This window comes from Bacillus sp. ms-22 (assembly GCF_009759805.1).
In the GTDB taxonomy this organism is placed as follows: Bacteria; Bacillota; Bacilli; order Bacillales; family Bacillaceae; genus Bacillus; species Bacillus xiamenensis.
In genome coordinates this window covers 365,516-380,103 of the sequence record NZ_CP046653.1, presented here as the reverse complement: position 1 = coordinate 380,103, position 14,588 = coordinate 365,516, and the positions used below count along the sequence as shown (strand labels likewise).

At 41.7% G+C, this 14,588-nt stretch carries 17 protein-coding genes; 5 read left to right on the top strand and 12 right to left on the bottom strand.

Annotated elements, in window-relative coordinates; translation table 11 throughout:
* Positions 1 to 31: 31 nt before the first annotated feature.
* The 6 genes from GPA07_RS02005 to GPA07_RS01980 all read right to left on the bottom strand — a co-directional run bounded on the left by GPA07_RS02005 (position 32) and on the right by GPA07_RS01980 (position 5,756).
* Positions 32 to 457, bottom strand: coding sequence for a YwqH-like family protein (locus GPA07_RS02005; protein ID WP_157291945.1), 426 nt, complete (start codon positions 455 to 457; stop codon positions 32 to 34).
* A 286-nt stretch (positions 458 to 743) separates the two neighbouring features.
* Positions 744 to 1,007, bottom strand: coding sequence for a YwqI/YxiC family protein (locus GPA07_RS02000; protein ID WP_008355536.1), 264 nt, complete (start codon positions 1,005 to 1,007; stop codon positions 744 to 746).
* A gap of 38 nt (positions 1,008 to 1,045) precedes the next feature.
* On the bottom strand, positions 1,046 to 1,471 hold the full coding sequence (locus GPA07_RS01995; protein WP_008355538.1) for a YwqH-like family protein: 426 nt from the start codon (positions 1,469 to 1,471) through the stop codon (positions 1,046 to 1,048).
* A gap of 297 nt (positions 1,472 to 1,768) precedes the next feature.
* Entirely contained in the window at positions 1,769 to 3,175 is a 1,407-nt protein-coding gene (nhaC, locus tag GPA07_RS01990) for a Na+/H+ antiporter NhaC (RefSeq protein WP_008355539.1), read from the bottom strand.
* Between the two features lie 143 nt (positions 3,176 to 3,318).
* Positions 3,319 to 4,743, bottom strand: coding sequence for an aspartate ammonia-lyase (aspA, locus tag GPA07_RS01985; RefSeq protein ID WP_008355541.1), 1,425 nt, complete (start codon positions 4,741 to 4,743; stop codon positions 3,319 to 3,321).
* A 23-nt stretch (positions 4,744 to 4,766) separates the two neighbouring features.
* Complete coding sequence (locus tag GPA07_RS01980) at positions 4,767 to 5,756, bottom strand: asparaginase (protein ID WP_008355543.1); 990 nt, start codon at positions 5,754 to 5,756, stop codon at positions 4,767 to 4,769.
* 206 nt (positions 5,757 to 5,962) lie between these two features.
* Between GPA07_RS01980 and GPA07_RS01975 the strand changes: the two genes are divergently transcribed.
* Positions 5,963 to 6,310, top strand: a complete 348-nt coding sequence (locus GPA07_RS01975) for a helix-turn-helix domain-containing protein (protein ID WP_008355544.1) — start codon at positions 5,963 to 5,965, stop codon at positions 6,308 to 6,310.
* 65 nt (positions 6,311 to 6,375) lie between these two features.
* Here GPA07_RS01975 and GPA07_RS01970 read toward each other — a convergent pair whose 3' ends face one another.
* From GPA07_RS01970 to GPA07_RS01950, 5 genes are all read right to left on the bottom strand, one after another.
* The gene (locus GPA07_RS01970) at positions 6,376 to 6,831 is read right to left on the bottom strand and encodes a helix-turn-helix domain-containing protein (RefSeq protein ID WP_008355546.1); all 456 of its coding nucleotides are present in this window, start codon (positions 6,829 to 6,831) and stop codon (positions 6,376 to 6,378) included.
* A 97-nt stretch (positions 6,832 to 6,928) separates the two neighbouring features.
* Complete coding sequence (locus GPA07_RS01965; RefSeq protein ID WP_157291944.1) at positions 6,929 to 7,456, bottom strand: YfjD family protein; 528 nt, start codon at positions 7,454 to 7,456, stop codon at positions 6,929 to 6,931.
* A gap of 21 nt (positions 7,457 to 7,477) precedes the next feature.
* Positions 7,478 to 8,236 (bottom strand): hypothetical protein, encoded by a 759-nt coding sequence (locus GPA07_RS01960; protein WP_008355549.1) that lies wholly within the window; start codon positions 8,234 to 8,236, stop codon positions 7,478 to 7,480.
* A 12-nt stretch (positions 8,237 to 8,248) separates the two neighbouring features.
* Complete coding sequence (locus tag GPA07_RS01955; protein WP_157291943.1) at positions 8,249 to 9,445, bottom strand: DUF6861 domain-containing protein; 1,197 nt, start codon at positions 9,443 to 9,445, stop codon at positions 8,249 to 8,251.
* Between the two features lie 4 nt (positions 9,446 to 9,449).
* Positions 9,450 to 9,773, bottom strand: a complete 324-nt coding sequence (locus GPA07_RS01950) for a WXG100 family type VII secretion target (protein WP_008355553.1) — start codon at positions 9,771 to 9,773, stop codon at positions 9,450 to 9,452.
* 226 nt (positions 9,774 to 9,999) lie between these two features.
* Between GPA07_RS01950 and pepT the strand changes: the two genes are divergently transcribed.
* On the top strand, positions 10,000 to 11,232 hold the full coding sequence (pepT, locus tag GPA07_RS01945) for a peptidase T (protein WP_008355555.1): 1,233 nt from the start codon (positions 10,000 to 10,002) through the stop codon (positions 11,230 to 11,232).
* 288 nt (positions 11,233 to 11,520) lie between these two features.
* Positions 11,521 to 11,700, top strand: coding sequence for a hypothetical protein (locus GPA07_RS01940; protein ID WP_082194719.1), 180 nt, complete (start codon positions 11,521 to 11,523; stop codon positions 11,698 to 11,700).
* Between the two features lie 97 nt (positions 11,701 to 11,797).
* Here the strand turns inward: GPA07_RS01940 and GPA07_RS01935 are convergent, their stop codons facing one another.
* Entirely contained in the window at positions 11,798 to 12,475 is a 678-nt protein-coding gene (locus tag GPA07_RS01935) for a DUF3298 and DUF4163 domain-containing protein (protein ID WP_008355557.1), read from the bottom strand.
* 161 nt (positions 12,476 to 12,636) lie between these two features.
* On the opposite strand from GPA07_RS01935, the gene GPA07_RS01930 reads away from it, so the two are divergent.
* On the top strand, positions 12,637 to 13,494 hold the full coding sequence (locus GPA07_RS01930) for a MurR/RpiR family transcriptional regulator (protein ID WP_174549226.1): 858 nt from the start codon (positions 12,637 to 12,639) through the stop codon (positions 13,492 to 13,494).
* 197 nt (positions 13,495 to 13,691) lie between these two features.
* Complete coding sequence (gene garR / locus GPA07_RS01925; protein ID WP_008355560.1) at positions 13,692 to 14,585, top strand: 2-hydroxy-3-oxopropionate reductase; 894 nt, start codon at positions 13,692 to 13,694, stop codon at positions 14,583 to 14,585.
* The last annotated feature ends 3 nt before the right edge of the window (positions 14,586 to 14,588 follow it).

Here is a 14,588-nt window from a genome sequence, read left to right as displayed (position 1 = left end):
CGCTGTTCAGACGGCTGTTTCATTTATTTGATTAAAGAGCTTTCCAGCCCCGTTCGATTAAATGTTTGACATCCTTTGCAAAATCCTCGCCCTTTTCCATCACATCTTGGGCTCTCCCGGCAAAATTACTAGCGACAGCGAGCTCCATTTTTTTTAACTCAAAGTGCATAATTTTTTGGTCAATCTCCGTAATATAGGTTTCATACTCATGGTTCACAATGTCGTGTATCGCACGATAGGCTTCTTTCCGATGGCAATGAAAGTCTGTTCCTCTCTCACCTTTCCATGACAAATCTAGAGCAGGCTTCTTGATTTCCTTCATGTCAGACTGCGCAAGATCTTGTTCTGTTCGAATATTACTTTTGGCTGTCTTTAACCGAGAGATCATTTCGTCAAATTCTGCACGCTTGTTTTCAATTCCCATATGCAGATGGTGCAGCATCTCGGATAAACTCATGTCATCCACCTCTATTGGACCTCATAAGAAAGCACGGCGCCAGAGTCTTGGAAACCGAGCAGATCACCTGCTTTTTCCAATCCTGACATTTCTATCGTTCGCTTTCATTAAGTATAGTATAAGGTGAAAAGCCTTAGGCTTAAATAGGGAAAAGGTGTCCTTTTACCATGAGGTTTGAAAAAAAACGGAATAATACAAGGTCATAAATCCTGAATTATATATGAGTCTTTGAGACTATATTTCAATTAATATTCAACTATGCTGTCAATAAAACGATTGTGACACATTATTTTGCAGCAATCGCTTCGTCCTGTTCTTTTAATGTTTTCACATTAGAGCGTGTATCCTGAACATTTTTGATCAAGGCTTCTTTAAAGCTTGAAACCATTTCGCCCACCTCTGCTTCACGTGCCGTCCACTTGGTCACAAATTCAAGGCTGTTTTCACCAGCTTTATCTGCTGCTTTTTTCATTGTTAAAGCTTCAACTGCTTGGGAGACTTCATCTAGTTTATCCATGACTGTTTGGTAGTTTAACTTAATTTGTCCCATTGTGATATCCTCCAGATTTGTTCAGCGTGAGGGCAGCTTTACAAGCTGCTCCATGCTTTTGAGATCAAACGTTTTGCGTCTTCTACTGCGTCTTCTCCTTTTTCAGCCAGACGTGCGGCGTCTCCAGCTAAAGAGCTGGCAAAAGATAAGGCAGACTGCTCAGCTTCTAATGTACTGATTTTGAATTCAATGCGGCTCACATAGCGTGGGTATTTGTCATTCACGATCGTTTGCAGCGCATCGTGTGCTTCATTCCGCTTTGATTTAAAATCTTGGCTCCGCTCACCTTTCCAAGAGGCCCCAAGCTTTGGCTGCTTGATTTGCTTTAGGTCTGTTTCTGCCGCATTTTGTTCACGTTCAATCTTACTTTTCGCTTTTTTGAGTCGATCGATTTTCTCTTCGATCTCTGCCTTTTTATTTGAAATGCCACCGTTAAGGGCAGACAGCATATCCGATAAGCTCATATGGGTTCCTCCTCCTGTCAAAAAATAAAAACGCTGCTTAGAGTCCCTCTAAACGAGCGTAATGGCGAATCGTACTTTTTCCAATATTGTTATTATAAGGTTCAAAGACTCATGTTTGAATAGGGATTTGTGCCCTTTTTATGGTATAAATATGCTTTCGATCTACCGCATACCACACCTTGAGCCCCCTTTTATAAGGGGTCAAAATACACATTCGTCCATTAGACGATACATATAGTCTTCCGATCCTAGGACAAACAAAAGCCGCCCCTCTCACGGGACGGCTTTTGTAAACGCTTATGATGCCGCTTCTTCTTTTTCTTGCTGGTCTTTCACGTACCAAATGAACTTCCCTGTATATCCATAGATGATCGCAAGTCCAATGGCGACAAAGCTCAACCACATGAATGGTAAATATGAGAATGTCGACACGCCGAGAATCCCTGCCATGTAAATTCCGTTATCTGACCATGGAACCATACCAGAGGTAAGCGTTCCTCCGACCTCAGAGTTTCTAGATAACACACGTCTGTCTAATTTTAATTTGTCATAGCTTTTTTCCATGATTTTTGGTGTAAGAATGATGGATACATACATTGCACACCCAAAAACGTTGGCAAAGAATGCTACAAGAATTGTGGACAGTGTCACATTTCCCGCATTATATAGCTTTTTCTCAAATGTTGAGACAATGACTTTCAATACACCCAGATGTTCTAATACTCCGCCAAAGCCAAGACCTAGGATAATGACGACCAAAGAGCCGAGCATGTTGACCATTCCACCACGATTTAATAATTGGTTAAGGAAGTCTACATCTGATTGAATTGAAAATCCATTGTATGCTGAACCAATTGCATCACTTGGATTCGTTCCCTGAAAAGCAAATGCCCAGACCGCCCCAAACAAAGCACCAATCGCAATAACCGGTAAAGCAGGCTTTTTCATCACGAGTAAAACAACAACAATCAGAGCTGGAATGAGCATCCACACATTAATATTAAATGTATCAAGCAAGGCATTCTTTAAAAATTCCACCTTCTCTTGATCAATATTGCGCCCTCCATAGATAAATCCAGTCACTGTAAACATAATAGCTGTAATAACAAAGGCCGGTATGGATAATACCATCATCGCTCTTACATGTGCGAGCACCTCAACCTTTGATAAAGACGAGGCAAGAACTGTACTGTCTGATAGCGGAGAAAGCTTGTCTCCAAAATAAGCGCCAGACAACACTGCACCTGCTACGATTGGCAGGGGAATTCCTAGCCCTTCACCGATCGCAACCATGGCAATACCAGCTGTACCAACTGTTCCCCAAGAAGTACCTGTAGCAACAGACATGATCGCACAAATAATTAATGTTGCGAGTAAGAAGATATTCGGATGAATAAACTCTAGTCCATAATAAATGAGTGTAGGGACAACGCCACCCGCAATCCATGTTCCAATTAAAGCACCGACAGCAAGTAAAATTAAAACAGCTTCAAGCCCATTTGATATTCCTCTAGTAATAGCATTCTGTAAATCTTTATAAGAGTGCCCTAAATGAAGACCAAGTCCAATTGCTAGAAACCATGAAATAAATAAAGCCAGTTGAATATCTAAGTTAAAATAAATAGTAAAGGATAAGACAATCGCTAAAAATAGCCCTAGTACTGCGATGATCTCTACCATAGATGGCAAGCGAACCGATTTCAATGTTTGTTTCCTCCCTTTGTGCGTGCGTTAAGCGTTTTCAAAATATTGCGAAAAAAGTGTGTCAATTTGAAAGAAAATGAATTGCCTGTTTTTTCTCTCTTTCACAGGCAATTCCACATATTAATAAAATAAAATTTTTGATATTATTGTCGCTCTAGCAGCTCTTCACCGGCAATACCAGGCTTTGTCATCTCGTAAGGATTTAAAATAATATCAAGTTCTTCTTCCGTTAAAACATCATACTGCAAGCAAAGATCTCTGATCGATTGTCCCTTTAAAATCGCTTCTCTTGCAATCCTAGCGGCTGCTTCATAGCCTAAGTGAGGGTTCACGGCAGTGATCACGCCCGCACTTTTTTCTACATATTCTTTCAAACGTTTTTCATTTGCTTCGATGTCCACTAAACAATGATCTGTGAATGAGCGGAATCCGTTGTTCATTATACTAATAGATTGAAGCAAGTTAAAGACCAAAACAGGCTCCATCACATTTAACTCCAGCTGACCTGCTTCAGAAGCAAGACAGATGGTGTGGTCGTTCCCAATGACCTGGAATGCGATTTGGTTAATGAGCTCTGCCATCACTGGATTGACCTTCCCAGGCATAATGGATGATCCCGGCTGACGGGCTGGCAATGCAATTTCAGCAAGACCTGCACGTGGACCAGACGCCATTAAGCGAAGGTCATTCGCAATTTTAGACATGTTCATCATACATACCTTTAATGCAGCAGATACTTCTGTGTACGCATCTGTATTTTGTGTGGCATCAACAAGGTGCTCTGCGCCTACTAATGGCAGCCCTGAAATGTCAGCGAGTTTCTTCACCACGATCTCAATATAGCGAGGATCTGCGTTAAGGCCTGTCCCAACAGCTGTCGCACCCATGTTGACTTCATATAAATGCTGTTTTGATTGGTTAATTCGTTTAATATCACGGCTAAGCACACGGCTGTATGCTTCAAACTCTTGTCCCAAACGGATCGGAACAGCATCTTGTAGATGAGTACGCCCCATTTTGATCACATGATCGAATTCTTGTGCTTTCTTTTGAAATACGTCCTGCATGGCTTGCATCGTCTCAAGCAGAATGTCTAACTGCTTCAGCACAGCAATATGGATCGCAGTAGGGAACGAATCATTTGTCGATTGCGACATGTTGACATGTGTGTTTGGACTTAAATGAATGTAGTCACCCTTTTGATGTCCCATGATCTCCAGGGCTCTATTCCCAATGACCTCATTGGCATTCATATTCATGGAAGTTCCTGCGCCGCCTTGAATTGGGTCTACGATAAAGTACTCATGGAGCTTGCCTTCAATGACTTCATCCGAAGCCTGAACGATGGCATTGCCAATTCCTTCATATAGACGTCCAACTTCCATATTGGCTTGAGCGGCTGCTTTTTTGACGATAGCAAAGGCTCTAATGAGTTCCTCATGCATGCGATATCCTGTAATCGGAAAATTCTCTTTTGCACGAAGGGTTTGAACACCATAATACACGTCTGCCGGAATTTCTTTTTCACCAAGAAAATCCTTCTCGTAGCGATAAGTTGCTTGAACCATCTTGTATGACCTGCTTTCTATAGTTAAATCACTAAATCTTCTGCGATTGGCGTTTCCATAATCTTTTTCACTTCTCGTGGATCTGTTGTTTTGCCTAATGCCCACATGAGCTTCGGCACGATGGCTTCTGTGTTCATGTTGCGTGAACGTGCCACCAGTTCTTGATTGATTTTGCGCCCTACTTCGTACACACTCATGTCTTCTCCTTCTTCGAGACACTGAGTTGTGATGACAACAGAAATGCCTTCTTCCAGCAATTCGTTGATTTTTTCTAGAAGGTTTCTTCCTTCGAAAGGAATGCCGCCGCTGCCGTAGCTTTCAATGACGACACCTTTGTATACACCTTTGATTGAATCTAAAAACTCAGGCTTCAGCCCTGGGTGCAGTTTTAATAAACAAACATCTGTGTTCAAGGATGCATCTAATTTAAGCGGTTTCATTGGTGATCTTTTTACTTTGCTATTGTATTCAATTTGATGGTTTTCAATCGATGCAATATATGGGTAGTTGATGCTTTCAAATGCATCGTAACTTTTCGTTCTTAGTTTGATTGCACGCGTTCCTTGAATGACCCTGCCATCAAACACGACATACACCCCGCCAACGCCGTCACATGCAAAGCGAATCGCATCTGTGATGTTTTTCTTCGCATCTGTTTTCTTAAAGGTAATCGGAATTTGTGAACCTGTAATAACGATCGGCTTATCAGGATTTTGTAGCATATAAGATAGTGCTGCTGATGTATAGGCCATTGTGTCAGTTCCGTGCGTGACGACAAATCCGTCATATTGATCATAATTTTCATAAATGGCTTTTGCGATATCCACCCAGTATTCAGGCTGCATATTGGTACTATCTATACTCATCAGGGACTTTGTGTCCATTGTGTACTCTGCATTAATTTCGTTTAAATAGCTTAAAAGGTCCTCAGCTTTAACACCTGGAGCTAAACCATTTTCACTCTCTACAGATGCAATCGTCCCACCAGTCGTTAAAAGCAATAATTTCTTCAACAGGTCCACCTCTTTCAGTAAAATTACTTCGTTTGTCACACATATTATAAGCCAGCTTGTGCTATTCTATAATATACGCTTTACGCGTACCTTCATTGCCATTATAGTCACATAACGCGAATTAATCAAGAAATTATTACGCATAACGCGTACACTCTATGTCAAAATATGATATACTGTTGTTGTATATAAAGGAGCGTTCATGTATGATACTCGATCGTTTAACCACCCTTAGAAAGAAGAAAAAATGGTCTCTCCAGCATACGGCAGATCGCCTAGGTATCGCCAAAAGCACCTATGCCGGTTACGAATCTGGGTACCGACGACCTTCGCTTGAAGCAGTGAAGCTGCTGGCTGATTTGTATGATACGTCCATTGATTTTTTACTTGGTAGAACGGACGAGCCAGAGATACAACGCAAAATCTCTGATATCAAAATTGAACTGACGGAAGCAAAAGAAGGAACGATCTATGTAGACGGCGTTCCACTAACTGATGAAGAAATCAAACAGCTTGTTGCCTTTATTCGGGCGAAAAACACTCTGAAAGTATAAACACAAAAAAGAGAGGTCCCTGTCATACGGGTAACCTCTCTTTTCCCTTTCATATCAGCTGCTGCTTACGACAGCTCACTTAATTCCTCTAACCGCCGCTTTGCTTCTTCTTTATTAAAGGAACTATAATAGCGATAATTCTCATCGTCTAAGATGCGGTAATGCTGGCTCAGCACATTTTGCTGGAGACGAAACGCACCTTTTTTCACAGACGTTCGCCACCAAACCTTTCCGCCAATCGTACGTTCAACAGATAGATGCAATTCATCATGTGCCACGACTTCCAAAATCTCGAGCGGATCATCCCCAAGTGTTCCTTTTAAAATGTCACTATCCCTGAATAATGCACATACGGCCGCCGATTGCGTCCAGTTGAGGCGGAGTCTATTTTTTTCTACTTGCTGCACATGCCGCTTTGATAGACCAAGCACCTCAGCCATACGATCCTGCGTATAATTCTTTTCTTTTCGAATTCGTGCCATTTGTTCTGTGACGAGGTCGATTACCATTTCTTTGTCCATCTCTCATCACCTCTTGAATGTTCAGTCTTTACTGACATCATACACGATTTCTTCAAAAAAGTAGCGTCTCATCTCATGAAATCATGACAAATTCAGCTTAGTTAACCGGCTCTTCGCTCTGACCATGCTGCTGTCTCCAATTCTGTTGGGCTGTCTCATGTAAATATGGATATATGTCTTGCTTGACGGTTTGCTCAAATACTTCTTCATCTAAAATACTGTACGCCGGAATCTTTATTAATTTCCCATCTATTTTACGAATGAGCACATCCATGAAAAGAAAGCCCCTTATACTGTACCGATGCCTACGCATATCAATGGATTGGATATCTTGAAAAGGGATCTTTTGTTGTTGATACAAAACAGCGCCATTCTCTCCGCGCTGAATGCGAAAAATGACATTTCCTTTCTTCGTAAAAGCCGGCAGGATCATCAAAAAGGATATGCATCCGTAGACAATGCCTAATAGTCCGCCTAAAAATAAAAACAACGTATAATTCGATTCAAATGTAAGAGCTTCTGAAAATAACCAAATACCGATGATACCAAAGCCGCCCGTTGCTAAGAATGCCCATACTCTTAGAAAGAGCCTGCTCCTCACTTCTATTACTTCACTTGGATTCAAGCGCCATTCTCCTTTTCCCCATTAGAATATAGAACGTAATCCGTCTCTATGAGCTGTCTCTATGCGAAATTCGTTTTCCTTGATCCCAGACACAAGCCAAGAATGCCTCTCCCCCGGAATAACAAATATCATAGATTCTACATCCGGCGTATTGTTTTTGTCATAAGCGACCTTCATGAGGGAGTCCATTTTCCCTTTTCTTGCCCGCACATCAGAAACAAATGCCATCACAAGCTCTTGGTTCTCTGCTTGGTTTAGAAAAGAAAGCCACTCACCTTTGCCTTCGCTGGCTTGTTCTAACAGCATTTCAAATTCCTCTGCCTGCAGGTTGATGACGGATGTGGGGTGATCACTCATGTGTATGTTCAAGAAGGTTGTCACTTGCTCCTCTGTCTGCTGATCGTCTTTTAGTTTGTGGATCTGATGCACTTGCTGGTCATAAAGCGTATGATGCGCATACACACCTGCCTGCGTCGTATGAAAGGACGTACTGACATCTTCATCTAACGCGCCAAATCTTGAAGCCTTCACGGTATGCGATGCATCATTCATGGCCTGAATGAAATGCCGGTAATCTTCTTTATAACGGTATTGTCTGTTTCGAAATTCCAGTACGCCCTTTGCCAGCAGAGAGCGGCATGCGATTTCAAATAAAAAACCAAGACGTTCATCCTCTACTTCTGGATAATAAGCTTCCTTTAATGACATGCCTTGTTCAAAATAGCCTTCACTGTAAAAACTAAAGATGAGCTCCTCGATACTTAGACTTAGCTGATCCAACTTGATCTCTCCTTATCCAAAAGAAAATGCGCCCTTCAAGAAATCACCTGCACCTTTCATCAGCGAATCTGCGGTTTCTTTTGTTTTTTCTATTCCTTTATGTATCATCTGATTTGCTTGATCAATGGTGTCATTGACTGCTTTTACCCCTTGACCCGCCAGTTCAAATGCTTCTTTCCCTTTGTCGACGACCGCATGAATCGGGTCTTTCAATTTCACTGCGACCTGTTCTGCAAAACCGGATGTAAGTTTGGCGACTTTTTCACCAATAAATCCACCCACTGCCGATCCTATCGCTCCGCCGACTACTGTTCCAATCGGCCCTGCAAAGCTTCCAAGAGCGCCGCCGACAACGGCACCTGCAACGGACCCGCCTGCGATAAAGACCGTATTATTCACTGCATTTCCAACTGCCTTTGCATTTTCACGCTTGAGCACTTCCGGTTGATCACCGAATTCTGCATAGTTCTCAGCAATTTTCAAACCACAGCCAACCGTTTCTGTTGCACCTGTGACAACCGTTGCAATGATGGCATTTCCTTTCGCAAATCTTGCACCATTTTTCAGAACAGACTTGATTCCAGCTGTGTCCTTCCAATTGATACTTCCTTTTGTGAAATCACGGACACTGTTTGTAAACGCAACCGTGTCGTCAGGATAAAATTTTGTGAATTTCTTATGGACCAAATCAGCCATCGACCAGTTCGACCGTTTTAATAATTCTTTTTTACTCAGCCAAATCCTTGCCAACCGGTCAAATCTCGTTCCTTCGACCCGGTTTGTCAGATCAAGAAGCAGCTTTGAATGCTGCGCTGCATAGCGGCCATTTTCCTTCAAGAAGGTCGTCATCCCGAGCCCATAGTATTTCGCCTGCATCATCACAATACCAGCTAAGCTCGTGAGTGTACCATATTGATCATAAATGCTGTACATTTTCCTTAAAATATCATCAGCTTCGACCATTTTATCCTTGGCATGACGAATGGCAATATCATCACTGCTCAATTTGCTGATTAAGGCTTGGCCAGCGCTCCATGCGTCTCCAACTCCAGAAAAACAGCTTCTATAACGAGGATCACAGCCTAGGATCAGACCATCCAGTTCACTATGTAAATCGTGATGCTTTGTTTCAATGACCGAAAGCTCTCCTATCACATCATTCGCCAGCCCTGTCAACTGATCTGGGTCCACTACAATGTCACGTGCCATCACATCATCTCCCTTCTCGAGCTCTTTCTCTCCGTTCTTCTCTTCTTTTTCGTTCAAGCTCTTCCATTCGAGCAATTTCAGCTTTACGCTCCTCGATTTTGGCGGCTGCATCCCGCAGTTCCTGACTTGTTTCAAGCAAATCCTTTTCAAATTGATCATAGCGTGCCGCTGTTTCCTCAAAGCTTTGATCAAATTTATTTCTTGCTTCTCCTTGCCAGCCTGATCCCACTGCCTTCAACCGGTTCTCAAGCAGCTGCTTTGACTGCCGAATGTCATCAGCCGCTTCTTGAAACTTTTGAGCGAGTGCCAGCGTTTGACTAGAATCCAACTTTCGCACCCCTTTCTCCCAAATTAACGTACAAATGGATGATTTTATATGTACTCATTATAAATAAAAAGACACCCAAAAAAATCACCCTAAAGAACCATTCAGCACATCACAAAATAAAAGTAGGCCTTTTTCCTCTCCAATTGTCAGAGAAAGCCTTTTTTGTTACGAAGCGCATTCAAGACATGATAAAATGAACGTATTCTACAAAAGGAGTGACGTATTGATGAAAGACGAAATGATCCAGCGTTTCACACGTTATGTAAAAGTGGATACCCAGTCTGATGCAGAAAAAGAAAGCTGTCCATCGACTGAGGGACAGTTGAACCTAGCGAGGCAGCTTGTTGAAGAGATGAAAGACATCGGCATTCAAGAAGTGACAATGGATGATAACGGCTATGTCATGGGAACGATCCCATCTAACACAGACAAAGAAGTGCCGACCATTGGCTTCCTGGCTCATATCGACACAGCCACTGACTTCACTGGCAAAAATGTAAAACCGCAGATCCATGAGAACTACCAAGGCGGCAACATTACGTTAAATGAAGATCTACATATCGTCTTATCTCCAGCTCAGTTTCCAAATTTACAAAAATACCGAGGACATACACTGATCACCACTGATGGCACGACCTTACTTGGTGCAGATAACAAAGCAGGTATCGCAGAAATTATGACCGCCATGCATTACCTCATTCAGCATCCAGAAATCAAGCATGGAAAAATTCGAGTCGCCTTCACACCAGACGAAGAGATCGGCAGAGGGCCACACAAATTTGATGTTGATGCCTTTGGCGCTTCTTATGCTTATACGATTGACGGCGGGCCGCTTGGAGAGCTTCAATATGAAAGCTTCAACGCAGCAGGTGCAAAAGTATCAATTAAAGGAAACAGCGTCCATCCAGGAACAGCAAAAGACAAAATGGTCAGTGCTGCGAAGATCGGAATGCTCTTTCACAACAAACTTCCTTCAGACGAATCTCCAGAATATACAGAAGGATACGAAGGCTTTTTCCACCTCACGAGGTTTGTAGGAGAAGTAGAAGAAGCAGAGCTGCAATATATTATTCGTGATTTTGATAAAGAAAAGTTTAACAAACGCAAAGCATTATTTGAAAAAATCGCGAATGACTTAAAAGCGGTATACGGTGAAAACAGCATTACCCTCAGCATTCAGGATCAATATTACAATATGAAAGAAAAAATTGAGCCGGTGAAACATATCGTGGACATCGCTCATGAAGCCATGGAAAACCGCTCAGTGACACCTGTCATTGAACCGATCCGCGGCGGCACAGATGGTTCACAGCTTTCATATAAAGGACTCCCAACACCAAACATTTTTACTGGTGGAGAGAACTTTCACGGTAAATATGAGTTCATTTCTGTGGAAAACATGCTAAAAGCAACAGAAGTCATCGTAGAAATTGCACGTTTATTTGAAGAAAAAGCATAAATATGTTTAAAACCGTTCCTGTTCGGGAACGGTTTTTTAATGAAAGTTTACAATTTTCTGAAACTTCTGTGACACTTAATCGTACTAATAGAGACAACCCCAGAAAAATTCTTCTTGACGAGTGAAATAACTGGAAATATAATAGTTACAAACGACCAGTATTTTAGACCTAAATTAGCAGATAAACTAAACCTTAAGGACTAAACTGAGTCTGCTGCTTATTTTCAGTTATAAACATCACTCACCCTGTCTACACTGAAAGAATAGGATGAATTGGAGGAATGTCATATGATGATTTTATTGATTATCGCTTCACTTTGCTGCTACTTACTACTCTCTTTCAAAAAAGATAACCGCACCCAAAAACGAAAAAGCGCAGAGCTTTCGGAGTTCGAAATCTTTCGTATGCGCCGCCACTACAACGGCAAACGCCGCCACCCACTACACAATGCACCCAAACAAGTATAAATTGAAAGGAAGAGCCTGATCAGGGGCTCTTTTTGTTTGCAAATAACCGATTCAGACACATCAAAAACGACCAAATTCATGGCCGTTTCTCTTTTTTTTATTTATACACCTTCGCAGGAACTTGAATCATAGGGATTCCTTGAGAGTATGGTGCGATTTCATATGGCTGGAAGACAACTGCAATTCCCTTTTTCGTGAAGTAATACTGCGTGTTGTAGTCGATTTGAATATCACTTTTTTTCAGGTCCGCATAGAATTTACTTTTATGCTTCTTCGTATATTTATAGATATAATCTCTTACTTTCGTGCGTTTTTTCTTTGTTTTCACAACATCTGTTAAGTACAACTGCTTTGTCTTTTTCTTTGTTAACACATAGTTCATGCTCGTGACCATCGTATCCCCATGCATGGTGCCGTCATTCATGTAATCATAGTTTAAGAAACTTAGTTTCTTCCCATTGTTAAATTTCGTTTCGAACGATCTCTCGTACGTGATCTTCCCAATGCCTTCTTTTTTCGCTTCGTCCTTTAAGAACAAGTACATAGAATAGGAGAATGCGATATCTTCTTTTAAATCATGGTTGATGGTTTTCATATGCGCCTTACTAAGGTTTTTCACCTGTGCATATTTGAACGTTTTTTTCTTCTTATAATAATGTGTGCTTACTTTTGCTTTTTTTGCTTGTTTGGCATCCGCAGATCCAACTGGAGCAAACAACGAAACAATCAGCGAAAAAATGAGCAGGCTGATCGTTAAGCTCTTTTTCATTGTCATAGTAAAAACCCCCATTTTTGTCTATTACCAAATGAGTATACCATGACAAAAGAACCAAAAAAAGTATTTTTTCCATATTATCCTTTCTTTTTCCACATCAGGTTTGTTTACCGTTTTCATTAGTTCCTGTATGCTTAATATAGAATGTTAGATGAAGTGTGGTGTTTATCATAGAAGAGAATATTTTTAGTCATATTAGAACAACGTTTCATAGTTTATCTCCAACACAGAAAAAGATTGCCAATTACATTTTGCAAAACCCTCAGAAAGTTGTGCTTCATTCCATTAGTGCGCTCGCCGCTGAATGCAACACAAGTGAAACGACGATCTTTCGGTTTCTACGAAAAATTGGCTATGAGTCATATCAAGTGTTTCGCGTCCACATCGCGCAGGATATTGCGACCAATACGCCCCAATCAATATACGGCGAGATCGAGGCATCTGATAGTGTCGCAGATATTAAACACAAAGTCATAGAGTTAACAACAAACTCGATTCAGGATATGAAGCATATTCTAGAAGACCAGGCTGTGACAAAGTTTATTGAGAAAATGAAGCAGGCACATAAAACTGTCTTCTTTGGAGCAGGTGCATCCGGTTTTATTGCTGGAGATGCCTATCATAAATTCCTTCAGCTTGGTTTTGAAGTGAGTCTATGCAGTGATCCTCATATGATGAATATGATTGCAACCCATGCAACGGAACATGATTTTATCGTTGCAATCTCACATTCAGGAGAAAGCAGAGAAATCCTGGATGCCGTGCAATTTGCTAAGGAAAAAGGAGCAGCAATCGCTTCGATCACGAGCTATCCAAAATCAGAGCTCGCCAAGCGATCTGATTTTCATCTGCTCAGTTCATCAAGAGAAACAACCTATCGCTCCGACTCAATGATTTCCCGTATTAACCAGCTTGTGATCATTGATGTTCTGTACGTTGCAGCTGTTTTAGAACTAGGACCACATGCGATCGAAAACGTCAAACGATCTCGATTAGCCGTAGCTAAAAATAAAACATAAATGGCATAAGACCGGAGCTGATTCCGGTCTTTTTTTGTGACTTTCCTCATATTTTCCGTTGACACGTTCTATCACGTCATGTACATTAAATGAACAATAGTTTATTTCCTACTATCAAATATAATAGATAGTATATATACTAACAAAAAGAAAAGAAAGCGCTTTTTGTAAGGGTTTTCGAAATGGGAGGCGACAAAATGACGAAGCAAATTGGATTCATCGGATTAGGAATTATGGGAAAACCTATGGCACTTAATCTATTAAAAGCCGGTCATACTGTGACTGTTTTCGATATTCATACGGAAGCTGTTCAAGCATTAAAAGAAGCAGGAGCAAAAGGCGCCACTTCAGCTGCTGAGGCAGCATCTGAAAGCGATATCATAATCACGATGCTTCCCAAGGGTGAGCATGTAGAAGCAGTTGTAGCAGGTGAACAGGGCATTTTAGCTGCCGCTAAACCTGGCACGGTCATCATTGATATGAGCTCTATTTCACCTGTTACTTCTAGAGCATTAGCTGCACTGGCAAAACAGCATCAGGTCGAATTTATTGATGCACCTGTCAGCGGCGGAGAGCCGAAAGCGATTGACGGAACACTGGCGATTATGGTGGGCGGCGAAGAAGCGATCTTCGAACAAGTGAAGGATGTCCTGCATGCCATGGGCACAGATGTCGTATTAGTTGGATCAAATGGAAGCGGGACAACCGCTAAGCTTGCGAATCAAATCATCGTCAACTTAAATATCGCTGCCATGTCCGAGGCGCTTGTTCTTGCCGCTAAGTCAGGCATTGCGATTGATAAAATGTATGAGGCTATTCGCGGTGGACTGGCAGGAAGTGCTGTTCTCGATGCAAAGGTTCCGCTCATCTTAGAACGAAACTTTGAACCTGGCGGACGCATCGACATCAACTTAAAGGATTTAACCAATGTGATGGAAACTGCCCATGATATTGGCGTTCCTCTTCCGCTTTCTAGTCAGCTGCTTGAAATCTTCCACGCCCTCAAAGCGGACGGAAAATCTGGACTTGATCATGGCGGAATCGTTCAATATTACGAAAAAATGGCTCATGTTGAAGTGAAGAAGGGATGAGGC